This window comes from Prochlorococcus marinus subsp. marinus str. CCMP1375 (assembly GCF_000007925.1).
Classification (GTDB): domain Bacteria; phylum Cyanobacteriota; class Cyanobacteriia; order PCC-6307; family Cyanobiaceae; genus Prochlorococcus_E; species Prochlorococcus_E marinus.
Window position 1 is genome coordinate 1,457,007 of the sequence record NC_005042.1, and the last position, 15,881, is coordinate 1,472,887.

A 15,881-nucleotide genomic window follows, 5' to 3' on the forward strand; every position below is an offset into this window, starting at 1 on the left:
GTAAAGAAGCTAAGGTGATATTCAGTAAAAATGAACCTTCTAAAATCCCAAACTAAATGCCATCACCAGTTCTATCCGCACCGATTTCTAGTATCGGTATACCAAAAGAAATTAAATCAGACGAACTTAGAGTTGCAATTACTCCGGATGGAGTTAAAGAACTAGTGACTCAAGGACTAGAAGTGCGTGTACAGACAGATGCTGGTAAAGGCTTAGGGATTGAAGATCAAGATTTTTCTAACGCAGGCGCAAGAATCGTTGATCGAGATGAAGCTTGGGCAGCTCATCTAGTTGTAAAGGTTAAGGAACCTCAGGAAGAAGAATTTAAGTTTCTGAGAGAAGATATGGTTCTATTTACATATCTACACCTAGCAGCATATCCAAAAGTCAGCGAAGCATTACTCACAGCAGGTACAACAACTATAGGTTATGAAACTGTTCAGATGGAAGATGGGAGCCTACCTTTACTTGCCCCAATGAGTGAAATCGCTGGTCGATTAGCTGCCCAAGTGGGAGCTAATCTACTTGAAAAGCCTAATGGGGGTAGAGGTATATTAATTGGAGGATGTACAGGAGTTAGACCTGCAAGAGTTATTGTGCTTGGCGCAGGCACAGTAGGATGGAATGCTGCAAGACTTGCAGCAGCAATGGATGCAGAGGTAATGCTCCTAGACCGATCACCGGAAAGGCTACGCAAACTAGAAGCATATCGCAAAGGACGACTTGAAAGCATAGTAAGCAGCAGAGGGCTTCTAGAAAGATTAATTCCAACAGCTGATCTCATAATCGGAGCTGTATTAACCCCTGGAGGTAGAGCTCCGACACTCGTCGATGAAAATATGGTTGCACAGATGAAAAACAACTCAGTAATAGTTGATGTAGCTATCGACCAAGGAGGATGTGTAGCGACAAGCGTTGAAACTACTCATACCAAACCTACAATTAATATTAAAGGAGTTCAGCATTATGCAGTAAGCAATATGCCCGGTGCAGTACCATTCACTTCAACGGAAGCACTGGTTAGTGTAACTTTGCCATATATTCTTGGCATTGCAGGACGTGGACTTGAAGGAGCAATTACTGAACGCCCGGAAATAGTATCTGGATTAAATACTATTGGCGGCTCAGTATGTCATCCAGGAGTTGCTAAGGCTCTTGGAATTCCACCAAGACATCCTATGGCATGCTTAAATTAAACAGAATTTCATCAAGTCTCAACAACTTTTTGTATTGGTCGCTTTAACGAAGAAATAGCTATACCTTCTCTTAAGGCAAGTACTAAACCTGCAGCTTCTAGATAATTATCTACCTCATATACTCTTAAATGACTAGTTAAAAGCGAGTCAGCTTTTAAACCAAGAGAATCTAAATCAACCTTTAGGACTCCTGGGTTAGAAACAGCAATAAGTGGAATACCCTTCTCTATACATCCTAAAACAGCTTCTCCTCCAAGTGCACCAATAGGCGCAACTACAGCACCTAAATCTTCAATACTGATGAAGTTTGGCTTTGTAAGATTACTAAGTGTTTTAAGAGTATCTCGAGGAATTAGATCAGGTGCATGGCTTAACCCCACCAAAACACAAGGCAAAAATGTATATCCAAGCTCTTCTCCAGCAGCGCGAGGGTCCAAGTCCTCTGCTATGGGTAATGGAGACAAAGCAGGAGCATGAGCACATGGAAGGCATAAATGACGTACTAACAAATGACTAATAACAGCTTCAGCTCCTGCTATTACATCTACACCATGCCCTTGTCGATAGGCTCCTAATTCTTCACTATCCAAATCATCAGGAAATCTTGTAACTACTGCTATCGCAGTTGCACCTTCTTTTTTCAATCTTTCACCTGCTCTTAGCAATGGGGTAGGAGTCGAAAGCTTCCCCCAACTGGCACCACTTGAAGAAATCTCTAAAGTTATTTTAAGTGGGGAATCTGTTGTTTCGACTGGACCAATGTCCAATCCCAACGTCGCTCGACAAGCATCAATTACATCCAAATGTCTTTTACGTAATTCTGATCCCAAGCCAGCATCAAGCAGAACACCAATTCTTTGATTCCTAACAGGGCGCAAAACAATGTCACCACATGCAAATTGATCAACGCTAAATCCTTCTACATATTGAATACTTTCATCATGCCAATAAAGAGACGCTCCATTCATCACATTTGGATGCGTAATTAAACATCCAGAAGAAGCAGCTAGTAAACGAGCAAAAGGGATAGCATCTCCGGCATATCCTCCAACTTGACATCCAATTCCTGAAGGAATGAGCAAAAGCGTAGGAAAGGAAGAAGAAGGAATCAATGACTTAATGAATGATCAATACAGCTTCAACCTTTAATAAACGAGAAGACTTAACTTTTTTTGAACTAGTAATGCTTGTAATTGCCCACCTGAGGGGCTCACCAACATCTTTCAATTTGTCTAAGACAAATTTGCGTAGATCAGTTAAAGGCAAGCTATCTGGCCATTCTAAACTCATTTCTAGAGACTCAAGTCTCATATCTACCTCTTAAATAGACTAAACAAATATTTTATACACTTGCTCCACCAACAACCTCAAGAATCTCTTGAGTAATAGCAGCTTGACGAGCTTTATTGTATGTAAGATTCAATGTCTTAGCTAACTCCTTAGCATTGTCACTAGCATTATTCATTGCAGTCATTCGACTTGCCAATTCAGAAGCTGCTGCTTCTTGTAGTGCTCTAAGAAGTTGATTCTGTAAATATAGAGGCAAGAGTGAATTTAGCAATTGATCAGGACTTTGCTCAAAGACAACATCTGATGGCAGCACAGGCTCTTCATTAGCTGGCGCAGGGTCTTTCTCGATAACAAAACGACTACCTTTAGTAGTGATTCTAAAAATTTCATCATCTTCTTTAGCGATCCCTTGAGGATCTAACGGGAGAAGAGTTTGAACTACTGGATCACAACTTACTAGACTAATAAACTTTGTGTAGATAATTTCAACTCTATCAGTACTTTCTGAAAGAAATTCCGATAGTACTTCACTAGTGGCTTCCTCTGCGTCCTTAGATGTAGGAACTTGCTCTAAATCCTGAAAAGATGCACGTATCTTATATTGACTACTTCTGTTCTGAAAATAAGTGATAGCTTTACGCCCTATCAATACTAAATCAATTTCAAACCCTTGACTGCTAAGTTCTCCATATCGTTGCTCAGTACGCTTGATAACATTTGTATTATAGCCACCACACAATCCCCTATCGCCAGTCACTGCAAGCAAAGTAACTTTTTGCACTGCACGGGCTTTAAGCAAAGGAGAGTCCGCTGCCTCAAATTTCATACGTGACTGTATGTTTTCAAGAACTCTTGCTAAACGATCTGCGAATGGGCGACTTCTAAGGACCTGCTCTTGAGCACGTCTAACTTTAGCCGCTGCTACAAGACGCATTGCCTCAGTAATCTTTCGCGTGTTTTTTACAGAAACAATCCTGTCTCTAATTTCTTTTAGATTTGCCATGAATTAAAATCTCCTAGATAAACCTAGGGGTTAAGCAGCTGCCAACATCGAGGATTTAACCTCGTTGATTGACTCTTTAAGTACAGCCTCAATATCATCACTGAGTTTCTTCTCAGTTAAGACTTGATTTATGTAATCTGGCTTACTGGTTTTCAAGTATTCACGAAGTTCAGCGGCAAATTGCGTGACCTGTTCTACTGGAACCTCATCAATCAAACCTTTGACTCCTGCATAAACAACTGCTACCTGCTCAGCAAGATTCAAAGGGGCAAATTGGGCTTGCTTAAGCAACTCTCTCAAACGTTTACCTCTCTCAAGTTGTTGCTGGGTAGCTTCATCTAGATCAGATGCAAACTGAGAGAAAGCCGCGAGTTCATCAAACTGAGCCAATTCCAGTTTCAAAGTACCTGCTATTTTCTTAATCGCTTTAGTTTGAGCTGCACCTCCAACACGACTAACTGAAATACCGACATTAATTGCAGGCCTCAACCCGGAATTAAAAAGATCTGCACTTAAGAAAATCTGACCATCAGTAATAGAAATTACATTAGTAGGGATATATGCAGACACATCTCCAGCTTGAGTCTCAATTATTGGTAAAGCTGTCATGGATCCACTACCCATCGCATCAGAAAGTTTTGCTGCTCTTTCAAGCAAGCGACTGTGGCAATAGAAAACATCGCCAGGATAAGCCTCACGTCCTGGTGGACGGCGTAGCAATAGTGACATCTGACGATATGCCTGAGCTTGCTTGGTTAAATCATCATAAATAACCAAAGTCGCCTTACCTTGATACATAAAATGCTCAGCTATTGCTGCACCTGTATAAGGTGCTAAATATTGCAATGCAGCTGCTTCTGAAGCACTTGCATTTACAACAATTGTGTACTCTAAGGCTCCCTTCTCACGTAAAACTTCAACAACTTGTGCCACAGACGCAGATTTCTGGCCTACCGCTACATATACACAAACTACATCTTGACCCTTCTGGTTGATGATTGTATCTATAGCAATAGCTGTCTTGCCTGTTTGACGATCTCCAATGATTAACTCACGCTGACCTCTACCTATTGGAATCATTGCATCAATAGAAGTAATTCCGGTTTGCATTGGCTCATGAACGGACTTCCTTTTAATAATTCCAGGGGCTAATGACTCAATAAGTCGAGAATCACTTGTTGCAATTTCACCATTACCATCTACAGGCTGTCCAAGAGGATTAACAACCCTACCCAACATTGCATCTCCAACAGGTACCGAAGCAATTTTTCCTGTTGCTTTGACAGTGCTTCCTTCTTGTATCCCTAAGCCTTCTCCCATTAAAACTGCTCCAACATTGTCATCTTCTAGGTTTAAAGCAATTCCTTCAGTACCATCCTCAAATTCCACTAATTCTCCAGCCATGGCCTTTTCAAGGCCATAAACTCTTGCAATTCCATCACCAATCTGAAGAACGGTACCTACATTGCTTACTGAAACAGACTTATCGTAATCAGCAATCTGTTTTTTCAGAATTGAACTGATTTCATCGGGACGTATAGAAACCATGGGAGGAGAATGTAGTTAAGGGAAGGAAGGGGGAAGGAAGAGTTTGAAAGAAATGATTGGTTGTTAGCTAGCTTACCTTTGCTAGCGCAAGACCCAATCTTCTCACTTGGCTAGAAAGGCTTGCATCGATAACCTTTGAGCCTACATTGACAACAAAGCCACCAATCAAATTGGGGTCAACTTTTAAATTTAGCTCTAGATTGTCAGTGCCAGCTACGGATTGAACAGTTTTCAGGATTTCCGCTTGTTGATCTTCATTCAAAGAAGTTGCGGAAGTTACAGTAGCAAGCGCAATGTTGCGTTGTTCGCGATAAAGCTCTAGCAACCTCTCCAAGACAGCATCCAAATAGCCTATCCGCTTTCTATCAGCCAACAACTTCAATAAGTTGAGAAAAGACGGTGTTATTTCCTTAGAAAAAATCTTCTCAAGAACTGCTTTTTTAGTTTCAACTTCAAGAACAGGAGAAGCCATTGCTTCGCTAAATTCTGAAGATTGGCCCCAAAGTTCCAGTAAAGATTTCGACTGGGCAACTACTTCATCAACTTCATTGCGGTTTTCTGCTACCTGAAGGAATGCTTCTGCATATGGAGTAGTGATGGTATTAAGAAGCGGCATCAAATATCTCCTATATTTTTGATGGATTGTTTTAAAAACTTGTCTTGAGCTTTATCGTCAAGTTTTCCAGATAGGGTTGAAAGGGCTTTTTCAATAGCCAATTTCGCAGCTTCTCTACGTAATTGACCACTGACTCGAGCTGCCTCGACATTTAGATCAGATGCAGCACCTTGTTTAATTCGAGCCATTTCCTCAACAGTACGTTTTTCACTTTCTAAACGAATTGCCTCGGCTCGAGCTTGGCAATCGGTTCTTATCTTGCCTGCTTTCTGCTCAGCAGATGAAAGATCTAATTTTGCTTGTTTCAGAGACTCTGAAGCCTTTGCTAATCGATCTTCAGCATCTTTTAGATCCTGCAAAATTGCAGAACGACGTCTCTCAAGCATCCCTCCCAAAAAGTTAGGAAGAAATTTGTAAAGTCCAAAAGCAACAACAGCTAAGTTGATAACATTTGTCTCAAATAAATTGAGATTTAGAGCAAAACCTTCGGTTGCAAAAATCAGAGAATCATTCATTTGGCTGCCAATAATCTTTCAACGATCAAATCACCAAGCTTGTCTGAATCAGACTTTAGCTTTTTGAGAGCAGAATCTCTTTGAGAGTCAATCTCGCGTCTTGCCTGCTCTCGAGAAGCATTAGCTTCAGAATTAGCTAAGTTCAAAGCCTCTTTATAAAGCTTTTCAGAATCTTCTTCTGCCTCACTAATAACCTGTTGTGCCGCCTTGCGTGCTTCCTTAAGTTGATTTTTTAAATCATTCTCAAGTTTTTCCACCTCAGCCAGCTTCTTCTTAGCCTCGGCACGACTTGTCAAAACATAGTCTTCTCTATCTTCTACAACCCGACCAACGGGCTTGAAGAAAAGAGCATTAAGGATGAATGTGAGGAGAACAACCTGAGCAGCCATAAGTGGCAAAGTTGCATCAAAGTCAAATAGACCTCCTTCACTAGCACCAAACAGAAGCAAGCTGGTCATATGGCAAGGGTGCGTGAGATTTAAAGCGAGTCTTAAAAGCTAATGAAATGAAGATTCAAATCAAATTGTGCAAGATCTAAAAACAAAGAAAATCACCCTGATTTTAAATCCAAATCTTGATTTGAATTTCTTTTAGCCTGCAAATGGGTTAGCAAAAAGTAGAACCAAAGCAACCACAAGGCCATAGATGGTTAGTGATTCCATGAAAGCGAAAGAAAGAAGCAAAGTACCTCTGATCTTGCCTTCGGCTTCAGGTTGGCGTGCGATGCCTTCTACTGCACCTTGTGCGGCGCTACCCTGACCGATACCAGGGCCGATAGCGCCAAGGCCTACAGCTAAACCAGCGGCAACAACAGAAGCGGCGGTGGTAATGGAATCCATAATTGAGCTAAGGAAATGAAGCGCCTTCTAAGCGCGTATTTGAGAGAAACCGGAAGTTTAAACCTGCGAGGGGTACATCTCATAGTTAATTAAGATGCGTTCGAAGAAAATCGAAGCTATTCGCAAGAGTTTTGCCAGAAAAATAATTTATCTCTGACAACAAAAGTTTTGATTAATGATGTTCTTCCACTGCTTCACCTATGTAGTAAGCAGCAAGAGTTGCAAAAATCAAGGCCTGAATAGCACTAGTAAACAAACCTAGGAACATTACTGGGACTGGAAGTACAAGTGGTACTAGAAAAACAAGTACGGCAACAACAAGTTCATCCGCCAGAATATTTCCAAATAAACGGAAGGAAAGTGAAAGAGGCTTGGTGAAGTCTTCAACAATCTTAAATGGGAGCATGATTGGCGTTGGATGTACGTAGTACTCGAAGTAACGCAATCCTTTGTTGCTCAAACCCGCATAAAAATATGAAAGTGACACCAAAAGCGCAAGTGCGACGGTTGTGTTTATATCAGCCGTAGGCGCACCTAACTCTCCACTAGGGAGTTCAATTAACTTCCATGGGATTAAAGCTCCTCCCCAATTGCTCACAAAAATGAACAAGAAAAGAGTGCCTATAAATGGCATCCAGTCTCTATAGACTTTTTCTCCAATTTGTGTGCGAGCCAAATCACGGATGTAATCCCAAAGGAATTCAAGAAGGTTCTGCACACCTTTAGGGTCACGTTCCATTTTTTTGGTGCCAACCACAACAAGGGTTAGCAGTGCACCTATAAGAATCCATGAAGTCATAAAAACCTGACCATGAATCCTTAACTTCCCTATCTGCCAATAAAGGTGTTGACCAACCTCTAATGCAGCAAAAGGTAAAACAAATGGAGAGGTACCCATTTTTAAAAAATTAATAGTCGCTAAAGCGACATTGTGTCTTGGTCAAGCCCAAATACCACCAAGATTAATTTTCAGCGGATTGTTTAAGCAGAAGGCTCAATCAAAAACTGAATTATCAAAGATGGTTTGTAAAGCAAGAAACCAACTAAAGCAGGTAATAGCTGAAGTTCAGGCAGTTTGATAACTGCCAAAATCAGTAAGACAGGAACTAGCAATTGAAATTTGCTGACCGAAGATGATTCCTTTCCAAGTGATCCAATGCTTTTAGCGAGTAATCGCAAATAAAGGATTCCTGAAAAAGCTCCTACAAGAAGACTCATAGCAGCATGGAAATCAAAAAATATGATTGTAAAAAGCACTGAAAAGGCTGTTACAACCAATGTCATCTTGAAAATGCGCAGCTGAAGCGACACATATTCAGTGGATGAACCTCCCACAGTTTCCTGAGAAGACTCAACATCAATTGAAGGCTTTAGTTCTTTACTGGCCACTTGATTTGCAGACAATAAGCTCTCTCCCTCAGGAAAGTGCTCTGAATGTTTAACAAGCCTGGATGCCAGCAAAGGCTCCGATGCTCCAAAGGCCCGCGGAATCTACCATGCAGCAGGTAAAAAAACTGGTATAGAGTTTCAAAGCCCCTTAAAACATTGATTTCTTTTACGATGTTCTCGAATGAACGCACGAATCTCGACGAAGAAAATCATGATTCCTAAAGAATAGATTATTTAGGCAAACCTCAGTTATTAATTTATAAAAATCTAAAAGCAACCTTTTCTTATAAAGGTCAAAACGCTTACTAAAAAATAATGTTGATTTTCAAATCTATATTTGAAAAGGGACATAATTTAAAGCTATTGCTCAAATCACATAAAAAATATTTCCTAATCCGTTTCAAAAAACTATTCTGTCTTTGAAAAGTACTTGGCAAATTCCATTTTCAACGTCTCAATAGAAGGAGTCCATTTAACACAACACTTTGAGAAGTCCAACAATTAAAAGGATTGATCGAGGCGCTTTGTCTAGAAAGATATCTCAAGACTACCTTGCAAGAAAAGTAGATATAATTCCATTCTGGCAAAGGTTTATACCTCTTCAATGGGAACTGTGGCCGTCTGAGGCAAGATTATTATTAGCCCTTATGATTTTTTGGAGTGTTTCAGGTCTATTTATTCTTGGCTCGGCAAGTTGGTGGGTAGCAAGTAAAGAAATGGGAGATGGTGCATATTTCATCAAACGTCAAATGATTTGGCTCTTAACAAGTTGGGGATTTGCTTGGTTGACCATCTCAATAAGCCTTCGCAAATGGCTAAAGATGTCGAAAAGTTGCCTTTTAATTTGTTTATTATTAGTTGGAGCAACACTTGTTTTTGGAAGTAATATTAATGGTTCTTCTCGGTGGCTAATTATTGGGTCCATAACGATTCAACCGTCTGAATTGGTGAAACCCTTCTTAATTCTTCAAGCCGCTAATCTTTTTGGACAATGGGAACGTCTAAATAACGGCAAGAAGTTCTTAGAGCTAAGTCTTTTCGGAACATTAATTCTTCTTATTCTTAAGCAACCTAACCTAAGCACCGCTGCTCTGATAGGAATACTAATCTGGATGATGGCTCTATCGGCAGGAGTCAGTCTAAAAAATCTTTTTTCAGCAGCATTCTTAGGAATATCAATTGGAACTTTCAGTATTGCAACAAATCAATACCAACTTTTACGCGTCACATCATTTCTAAACCCTTGGGACGATCCTCAAGGAAATGGATATCAATTAATACAAAGCCTTTTAGCTATAGGCTCTGGAGGTTTATTTGGAGAAGGATATGGTCTTTCAACTCAAAAGCTTCTATACCTTCCTTTCCTTAATACAGACTTTGTTTTTGCAGTTTTTGCAGAAGAGTTTGGTTTCGCCGGTTCATTTATGCTCATAATGTTTTTCATCCTCATTGCCTTTCTAGGCCTAAGAATTTCATTACGGAGTCGCAATAATTACTCCAAATTAATTGCAATTGGTTGTTCCACAATGCTAATTGGACAATCCATTTTTCATTTAGCAGTCACTTCTGGTTCAATGCCAACAACTGGACTTCCTCTACCGTTCATTAGCTATGGAGGGAACTCATTGCTTTCTAGTTTTATTATTGGCAGTTTATTAGTCAGATGTTCTTTAGAGTCAACTGGTTTTATTGGAGGAATAAAAGTTCAAAAGAAACTCAACTAGTTAAAATTTAAATACTCAGTCCACTCTTCTCTATTTCTTTTCTAGATTTTGCTATATCAGATTTAGCTCTCAGTAGTGAGCAATTAATTAGCCATGGTTTGCAATCTCCTGGCCCATTAACCTTAATAATAATTTTTACTGGCGGTCTCCTAACAAGTCTAGGGCCGTGCTCATTATCACTTTTACCAGTTACTGTTGCATATTTAGCTGGATTCAACGAAAAACAAAATCCCTTCATCAGAAGCCTAATCTTTTGTAGTGGAATTGTTCTTTCTCTAGTTATACTAGGAAGTCTGAGTGGTTTGTTCGGGAAGCTTTACGGACAATTGCCCTCAGAAATAGGAATAATAGTTCCCTTAATTACAATTTTGATGGGTCTCAACTTATTGGGACTTTTAAAGCTCCAGCTCCCTAATGCTCCTGAATTTGACACTTGGTTGGGGAAAGTACCAAAACCATTGGCTCCAATTGCAGCAGGCCTCACATTTGGTTTAGCAGCCTCACCATGTACGACTCCTGTTTTAGCTGTTCTCCTTACTTGGATAGCTGATAAAGGCAATCCCGCAACAGGAGTCGTACTACTTACATGCTTTGGCACAGGACAAGTAATTCCTTTGCTATTAGCAGGAACCACTGCTGCTGCAGTTCCAAAATTTTTGTCTATACGGGCAATTACTAGATGGATCCCATCTTTAAGCGGAGTAATCTTTCTAACCACTGGATTATTGAGTCTCTTTGCACGATGGTCTTGAAAAAATGAAATATTTACGCAAAATCATTAATTGGTTATCAAGTCTGAAAGTTGCCATTGTTTTATTAATTCTAATTGCACTAGGTAGTGCACTTGGGACTGCACTACCGCAAGGAGAAAAAGCAGAAAGTTATCTAAAAAATTATGAAGTTACAAGATTTCTTGGAGTAATTAATGGAGATTTATTACTCCAATTACAATTAGATCATGTTTATTCAAGTTTTTGGTTCTTATTTCTTCTTACTTGGTTATCTTTTTCATTAATTATTTGTAGCTGGAAAAGACAATGGCCATCTCTGAAAAAAGCAATTGATTGGATTGATTATAAAGAGCCTAAACAAATCCAAAAGTTAGCGATATCGCAAAGTTTCAGAATCCAGAAGAATGATAATGGAATAAACCCCTTAGCGAATTATCTAGAAAATAATGGATGGCAAGTAAAAATTAAATCTTCTCGTTTAGCAGCTCGCAAAGGCCTAATAGGAAGAGTAGGCCCACCTTTAGTTCATTTCGGACTAATTTTACTAATTATTGGAGCAACTTATGGAGTATTAAAAGGGCAAAGGTTAGAAAAATTTCTTGCGCCAGAACGATCATTAAATCTACTTAGTCCTAATGGAATAAGTAAAGTAAGTGTTAAATTGACTGATTTTAAAATTGATAGAGATCCTACTGGTAAGCCCGAGCAGTTTAGATCAAAGCTAGAATTACATAACAATAATATTAATAAAAGCATATATGAAGAGATAAGTGTGAATCATCCTTTACGCTTTCAAGGCATAACTCTTTATCAAGCCGACTGGTCACTAGCAGCAATAACTATTCAAATAAATAACAGTCCAAAAATACAATTCCCTCTTAATAAAATAGATGAATTAGGAGATCAAGTTTGGGGAATTGTTTTACCTCAGATGCCAGATAGTGATCTTAAACCTTTGCTTCTAACACTCTCAAGTGAGCAAGGGCCAGTAAGATTTTTCAGTGAAGAAGGGAACCCAGCAGGAATAGGGCGGCCTAATGGCAATCCAATTTTGATTGGTACATCTAAAATAAGCATTATTGATGTTATTCCAAGTAGTGGAATACTTCTAAAGTATGATCCTGGTGTGCCAATTGTTTATTTAGGATTTGCTATAAGTTTAATTGGTAGTGTATTTAGTATTATCTCAACAAAGCAACTTTGGATAATTCAAGAAGAGGAAAGTAGATTAATGCATATTGGGGGCTTATCTAATAGAAATTTATCCGGTTTTGCAAATCAATTCAATTCAATAATAAAAGCAGCTTATGATTAACAATTGTTCTTTAAGCCATGACTTACTCTTACAACAGTATGAACATTGCCTCGAGGGTTGAAATCAGCTTCTAATTGCATCCAAGAAGGATTAGCTGCTGCAACAAAATCATCGAGCATTTTATTCGCAACTTCTTCATGTGAAATTTTTCTATTCCTAAAACTATTAACATAAAGTTTCATAGACTTAAGTTCGAGAACTTTTTCACCTGGTTGATAAAGTAATCGAATAATCGCAAAATCTGGATAACCAGAAAAGGGACATTGACAAGTAAATTCTGGAAGTTCTATTGAGATTTCATAGGTCCGATTGGGACTTGGATTAGGGAAGCAAACTATCTCTGCATCAGAAATAAATCGCTCTCCATAAAGCTCAGATTCATTTGATTTCTCTGAAATAGTCACAAAAAACCTACTGCTTACACATAAAAAATAATTCTTTATTGATTAATTACAAGATTTACAACTGAGATTTGCCTTAATTTTCTTAATAGGAGCAAATTTTAGGAAATTTAAAACTAAAACCACAAATATGTATCATCAATTACAAACATTATTCTCGCTAGAGGCGCTAATAGGTGCAACAGATAATTTTTCCATGGACATCTTGCTGATTCACTCCGATGATAACGCGCACATAAGAGCTGCCAGTATCCATGGAATGCTTTGGCTCCAAACTCATTTTGAAGCCAGTCAATGGGAAGCAATTGCTTCTGAAGAAGTAATGCTCACTAAAGACAATGCAGAAATGCTTGCTAATGATGCGATGGAAGCTGGATTAATACTCAATTCAGTACCATCCGTTTCATTTTTAAGCAAAAACTAGTGAAAACTCATTAAAATTATTTATGCAATCTGAGTTTTGTACATGAAAAAGATAGAAGCAATTATCAGGCCTTTTAAGCTTGAAGATGTAAAAATAGCCCTTGTCAATCTTGGCATAGTTGGCATGACGGTCAGTGAGGTTAGGGGTTTTGGGCGACAAAAAGGACAAGTAGAGCGTTACAGAGGATCTGAATTTACGGTTGAATTTCTTCAGAAACTAAAGATAGAAGTTGTTGTTGCTGATGAAAGTGTTGATGGAGTTATTAAAGCAATTGCAGAAGCTGCAAAAACAGGAGAAATTGGTGACGGGAAAATTTTCGTTTCTTCTATTGAAACTGTTCTAAGAATTCGGACAGGCGAATCTGACGATTCAGCTCTTTAAGTTCAAAGTATCTACAACTAATTTTTTTGTATTTAGTTTTTGCTCAACTCCTTCATTGCTAAGCCAAAGCAAATATTCATGGTTACCTGCTGGACCTTTGATAGGTGAAGCAATCGCGCCTTTGGTCTTCCAATCCTTCGACCTTGAAAAATCAATGATTGCATTTAATGCGTCCATATGAGACTGAGCATCTCTTACAACGCCTCCTTTTCCAACTCTTTCAGGGCCAACTTCAAATTGGGGTTTAACCAAAAGCAACGCCTCTTGTTTACTCTTTTGCAAAAGAGATTTAATTGCTGGGAGAACAATTCTTAAGGAAATAAATGAAAGGTCAGCTACTGCAAGACTTGGTAAAGGATCTGAAGGGCCATACAAATCAGAGTGTTTTAAATAGCGTATATTTGTTCTTTCTCTCAAAACAACCCTGGAGTCATTCCTAAGGGTCCATGCAATTTGTCCATATCCAACATCAATTCCATAAACTAGCGATGCTCCTCTCTTTAAAAGACAGTCAGTAAAGCCCCCTGTTGAAATACCTGCATCTATACAAATCCTTTTTGAAACTTCTATAGGGAATTGAGTAAGAGCCGCATCCAATTTTTCACCACCGCGGGAAACAAATCTTGGAGAAGACTGAACTATGATCTCAAGTTCTTTACTAACTTCTTGACCAGGTTTATCAAGAATGTTTCCAACAGCATCTCTAACTTTGCCAGCTCTAATAAGTTTTTGAGCTTGTTCCCTTGATGGAGCAAGCCCTTTAGTCAGCAAGTGAACATCAAGCCGGTTTTTTTTGGTCATATCGTCATAAAAGCAAACAAGAAACCGAATAAAAACCGCAGAACTTAGAGATTTTGGAAAATCTACTAGAGGATCTATGTCATAAAAGCAAAAAGGACGTGACGTTCAAACGCTCTTCATCCTCCCATCTCAGAAGGAATTCTCTTAAAAGGCACCTTCGTTTAGCTCCTAGGGAGCAAAGCTTCAACCTATTAGAGCTCCTTCGACCAGGAAGTTTTGTAAAGATAGAAAACCATCCCAATGATTTGCCCCCATTTCAATTAATTTCTTGCAAAGGAGGGCGATGCTTAGTTAGACAACAAACTTGGGGACAATGTATACATTGGGAAGTGGAACATCACCGACTAAAATCAGCTTAAACAAGAACTCACTTCAAGTTCTATTGTCTTATTGAAAAATCTAAAATCCTTTGATCGAACGTTACACACTCCCCGAAATGGGTGCAATCTGGACAGAACATGCCAAGTTCCAAAGCTGGCTTGAAGTAGAGATTGCTGCATGCCAAGCCAATTTGGAACTTGGCAAGATCCCCGAAAGTGCAATGAAAGAAATAAGAGATAAAGCCCAGTTCAGTCCGGAAAGGATTCTTGAAATCGAGTCAGAAGTCCGACATGATGTCATTGCTTTTCTTACAAATTTAAATGAAAACATCGGAGATGCTGGACGTTTTATTCACATTGGGATGACAAGTAGTGATGTTTTAGATACTGGCTTAGCTTTGCAATTAAAATCATCAGTCAAGCTACTAAAAAAAGAACTAAAGATACTTAAGGATGTAATTCGCTCAAAAGCAAAGGAGCATAAAAATACAATCATGATTGGAAGATCACATGCAATTCATGGAGAACCAATAACTTTTGGTTTCAAACTTGCTGGATGGCTAGCAGAAACCATCAGGAATGAAGAAAGGCTTGAGCAATTAGAAAAAGATATTTCTGTTGGGCAAATCAGTGGCGCAATGGGAACCTATGCCAATACAGACCCAGAGATAGAGAGAATTGCTTGTGCTCATCTTGGGTTGACACCAGACACAGCAAGCACACAAGTTATTTCAAGAGATAGACATGCAAATTATGTTCAAACACTTGCACTAATAGGTTCCTCCTTAGACCGATTTGCTACTGAGATAAGAAATCTTCAAAGGACTGATGTCCTTGAAGTAGAAGAAGGGTTCTTCAAAGGACAAAAAGGTAGTTCTGCTATGCCTCACAAACGCAACCCCATCAGAAGTGAGCGCATTAGTGGTCTAGCAAGAGTTCTTCGTAGTTATGTAATTGCTGCTCTAGAAAATGTTGCCTTATGGCACGAAAGAGACATAAGTCATAGTTCTACAGAAAGAATGATGTTGCCTGACACCTCAATCACACTTCATTTTATGTTGAGAGAAATGAGTGAAGTCATAAATGAACTTGGGATCTACACAAAAAACATGGTGAAAAATATGAATATTTATGGAGGAGTTGTTTTTAGTCAAAGGGTTCTTCTAGCTCTTGTTCAAAGTGGCATGCAACGAGAAACGGCCTATAGGCTAGTACAAAAACATGCTCATGCGGCGTGGAATACAGAGTCAGGTGACTTTCGAACTAATCTTAGTTTAGACAAGTCAATCACTGATGTAATTTCGGCAGAGCAACTAAACGATTGCTTTAGTACAGAACTACATCAATTAAATCTCGATGTTATATGGGAACGTCTCGAGATTTAGCAC

At 39.0% G+C, this 15,881-nt stretch carries 20 protein-coding genes; 8 read left to right on the forward strand and 12 right to left on the reverse strand.

What is annotated here, in order from left to right; genetic code table 11:
• Window positions 1–56: 56 nt before the first annotated feature.
• Window positions 57–1,196 carry an alanine dehydrogenase gene (gene ald / locus PRO_RS07830; RefSeq protein ID WP_011125750.1) on the forward strand — a complete coding sequence of 380 codons (1,140 nt, stop codon included), beginning with the start codon at window positions 57–59 and terminating at the stop codon, window positions 1,194–1,196.
• A gap of 11 nt (window positions 1,197–1,207) precedes the next feature.
• On the opposite strand, the gene PRO_RS07835 is transcribed toward ald, so the two are convergent.
• The 10 genes from PRO_RS07835 to PRO_RS07880 all read right to left on the reverse strand — a co-directional run bounded on the left by PRO_RS07835 (window position 1,208) and on the right by PRO_RS07880 (window position 8,411).
• Complete coding sequence (locus PRO_RS07835) at window positions 1,208–2,308, reverse strand: DUF3326 domain-containing protein (RefSeq protein ID WP_011125751.1); 1,101 nt, start codon at window positions 2,306–2,308, stop codon at window positions 1,208–1,210.
• Window positions 2,309–2,312: 4 nt separating this feature from the next.
• Window positions 2,313–2,507 (reverse strand): hypothetical protein, encoded by a 195-nt coding sequence (locus tag PRO_RS07840; RefSeq protein WP_011125752.1) that lies wholly within the window; start codon window positions 2,505–2,507, stop codon window positions 2,313–2,315.
• Window positions 2,508–2,538: 31 nt separating this feature from the next.
• A complete protein-coding gene (locus tag PRO_RS07845; RefSeq protein WP_011125753.1) occupies window positions 2,539–3,489 on the reverse strand; it encodes a F0F1 ATP synthase subunit gamma in 951 nt (316 codons plus the stop codon).
• A gap of 30 nt (window positions 3,490–3,519) precedes the next feature.
• The gene (gene atpA, locus PRO_RS07850; protein WP_011125754.1) at window positions 3,520–5,037 is read right to left on the reverse strand and encodes a F0F1 ATP synthase subunit alpha; all 1,518 of its coding nucleotides are present in this window, start codon (window positions 5,035–5,037) and stop codon (window positions 3,520–3,522) included.
• 67 nt (window positions 5,038–5,104) lie between these two features.
• The gene (atpH, locus tag PRO_RS07855; protein WP_036892505.1) at window positions 5,105–5,653 is read right to left on the reverse strand and encodes an ATP synthase F1 subunit delta; all 549 of its coding nucleotides are present in this window, start codon (window positions 5,651–5,653) and stop codon (window positions 5,105–5,107) included.
• A complete protein-coding gene (locus tag PRO_RS07860; protein ID WP_011125756.1) occupies window positions 5,653–6,168 on the reverse strand; it encodes a F0F1 ATP synthase subunit B in 516 nt (171 codons plus the stop codon). Before PRO_RS07860 ends, atpH begins: the two co-directional genes overlap by 1 nt.
• Window positions 6,165–6,626, reverse strand: coding sequence for a F0F1 ATP synthase subunit B' (locus PRO_RS07865; RefSeq protein WP_011125757.1), 462 nt, complete (start codon window positions 6,624–6,626; stop codon window positions 6,165–6,167). The genes PRO_RS07860 and PRO_RS07865 overlap by 4 nt, the downstream gene beginning before the upstream one ends.
• A gap of 132 nt (window positions 6,627–6,758) precedes the next feature.
• Window positions 6,759–7,007, reverse strand: coding sequence for an ATP synthase F0 subunit C (atpE, locus tag PRO_RS07870; protein ID WP_011125758.1), 249 nt, complete (start codon window positions 7,005–7,007; stop codon window positions 6,759–6,761).
• Between the two features lie 172 nt (window positions 7,008–7,179).
• The gene (atpB, locus tag PRO_RS07875; protein ID WP_011125759.1) at window positions 7,180–7,905 is read right to left on the reverse strand and encodes a F0F1 ATP synthase subunit A; all 726 of its coding nucleotides are present in this window, start codon (window positions 7,903–7,905) and stop codon (window positions 7,180–7,182) included.
• 83 nt (window positions 7,906–7,988) lie between these two features.
• Window positions 7,989–8,411, reverse strand: coding sequence for an ATP synthase subunit I (locus PRO_RS07880; protein WP_052039742.1), 423 nt, complete (start codon window positions 8,409–8,411; stop codon window positions 7,989–7,991).
• A 470-nt stretch (window positions 8,412–8,881) separates the two neighbouring features.
• On the opposite strand from PRO_RS07880, the gene PRO_RS07885 reads away from it, so the two are divergent.
• The 3 genes from PRO_RS07885 to PRO_RS07895 all read left to right on the forward strand — a co-directional run bounded on the left by PRO_RS07885 (window position 8,882) and on the right by PRO_RS07895 (window position 12,166).
• A complete protein-coding gene (locus PRO_RS07885) occupies window positions 8,882–10,120 on the forward strand; it encodes an FtsW/RodA/SpoVE family cell cycle protein (protein WP_011125761.1) in 1,239 nt (412 codons plus the stop codon).
• Between the two features lie 98 nt (window positions 10,121–10,218).
• The gene (locus PRO_RS07890) at window positions 10,219–10,872 is read left to right on the forward strand and encodes a cytochrome c biogenesis CcdA family protein (protein ID WP_011125762.1); all 654 of its coding nucleotides are present in this window, start codon (window positions 10,219–10,221) and stop codon (window positions 10,870–10,872) included.
• Between the two features lie 4 nt (window positions 10,873–10,876).
• Entirely contained in the window at window positions 10,877–12,166 is a 1,290-nt protein-coding gene (locus PRO_RS07895) for a cytochrome c biogenesis protein ResB (protein ID WP_011125763.1), read from the forward strand.
• On the opposite strand, the gene queF is transcribed toward PRO_RS07895, so the two are convergent.
• The gene (gene queF, locus PRO_RS07900) at window positions 12,163–12,570 is read right to left on the reverse strand and encodes a preQ(1) synthase (RefSeq protein WP_011125764.1); all 408 of its coding nucleotides are present in this window, start codon (window positions 12,568–12,570) and stop codon (window positions 12,163–12,165) included. The two genes, PRO_RS07895 and queF, sit on opposite strands and share 4 nt — an antisense overlap.
• 193 nt (window positions 12,571–12,763) lie before the next feature.
• Between queF and PRO_RS07905 the strand changes: the two genes are divergently transcribed.
• Both PRO_RS07905 and PRO_RS07910 read left to right on the forward strand, forming a co-directional pair.
• Window positions 12,764–12,991, forward strand: a complete 228-nt coding sequence (locus tag PRO_RS07905) for a hypothetical protein (protein ID WP_011125765.1) — start codon at window positions 12,764–12,766, stop codon at window positions 12,989–12,991.
• A gap of 42 nt (window positions 12,992–13,033) precedes the next feature.
• Window positions 13,034–13,372: a P-II family nitrogen regulator gene (locus PRO_RS07910; RefSeq protein ID WP_011125766.1), complete on the forward strand. Its 339-nt coding sequence runs from the start codon at window positions 13,034–13,036 to the stop codon at window positions 13,370–13,372.
• Here the strand turns inward: PRO_RS07910 and PRO_RS07915 are convergent.
• Window positions 13,361–14,173 carry a TlyA family rRNA (cytidine-2'-O)-methyltransferase gene (locus tag PRO_RS07915; RefSeq protein ID WP_011125767.1) on the reverse strand — a complete coding sequence of 271 codons (813 nt, stop codon included), beginning with the start codon at window positions 14,171–14,173 and terminating at the stop codon, window positions 13,361–13,363. The two genes, PRO_RS07910 and PRO_RS07915, sit on opposite strands and share 12 nt — an antisense overlap.
• Window positions 14,174–14,271: 98 nt before the next feature.
• Between PRO_RS07915 and PRO_RS07920 the strand changes: the two genes are divergently transcribed.
• On the forward strand, window positions 14,272–14,532 hold the full coding sequence (locus tag PRO_RS07920) for a hypothetical protein (protein WP_036892510.1): 261 nt from the start codon (window positions 14,272–14,274) through the stop codon (window positions 14,530–14,532).
• 50 nt (window positions 14,533–14,582) lie between these two features.
• Window positions 14,583–15,878: an adenylosuccinate lyase gene (gene purB / locus PRO_RS07925; protein ID WP_011125769.1), complete on the forward strand. Its 1,296-nt coding sequence runs from the start codon at window positions 14,583–14,585 to the stop codon at window positions 15,876–15,878.
• Window positions 15,879–15,881: the final 3 nt, after the last annotated feature.

Coding starts and splice junctions, on each gene's coding strand:
- ald (WP_011125750.1), top strand. CDS start 57: ATGCCATCACCAGTTCTATCCGCACCGATTTCTAGTATCGGTATACCA.
- PRO_RS07840 (WP_011125752.1), bottom strand. CDS start 2,507: ATGAGACTTGAGTCTCTAGAAATGAGTTTAGAATGGCCAGATAGCTTG.
- PRO_RS07845 (WP_011125753.1), bottom strand. CDS start 3,489: ATGGCAAATCTAAAAGAAATTAGAGACAGGATTGTTTCTGTAAAAAAC.
- atpA (WP_011125754.1), bottom strand. CDS start 5,037: ATGGTTTCTATACGTCCCGATGAAATCAGTTCAATTCTGAAAAAACAG.
- atpH (WP_036892505.1), bottom strand. CDS start 5,653: ATGCCGCTTCTTAATACCATCACTACTCCATATGCAGAAGCATTCCTT.
- PRO_RS07860 (WP_011125756.1), bottom strand. CDS start 6,168: ATGAATGATTCTCTGATTTTTGCAACCGAAGGTTTTGCTCTAAATCTC.
- PRO_RS07865 (WP_011125757.1), bottom strand. CDS start 6,626: ATGACCAGCTTGCTTCTGTTTGGTGCTAGTGAAGGAGGTCTATTTGAC.
- atpE (WP_011125758.1), bottom strand. CDS start 7,007: ATGGATTCCATTACCACCGCCGCTTCTGTTGTTGCCGCTGGTTTAGCT.
- atpB (WP_011125759.1), bottom strand. CDS start 7,905: ATGGGTACCTCTCCATTTGTTTTACCTTTTGCTGCATTAGAGGTTGGT.
- PRO_RS07895 (WP_011125763.1), top strand. CDS start 10,877: ATGAAATATTTACGCAAAATCATTAATTGGTTATCAAGTCTGAAAGTT.
- PRO_RS07905 (WP_011125765.1), top strand. CDS start 12,764: ATGGACATCTTGCTGATTCACTCCGATGATAACGCGCACATAAGAGCT.
- PRO_RS07910 (WP_011125766.1), top strand. CDS start 13,034: ATGAAAAAGATAGAAGCAATTATCAGGCCTTTTAAGCTTGAAGATGTA.
- PRO_RS07915 (WP_011125767.1), bottom strand. CDS start 14,173: ATGACCAAAAAAAACCGGCTTGATGTTCACTTGCTGACTAAAGGGCTT.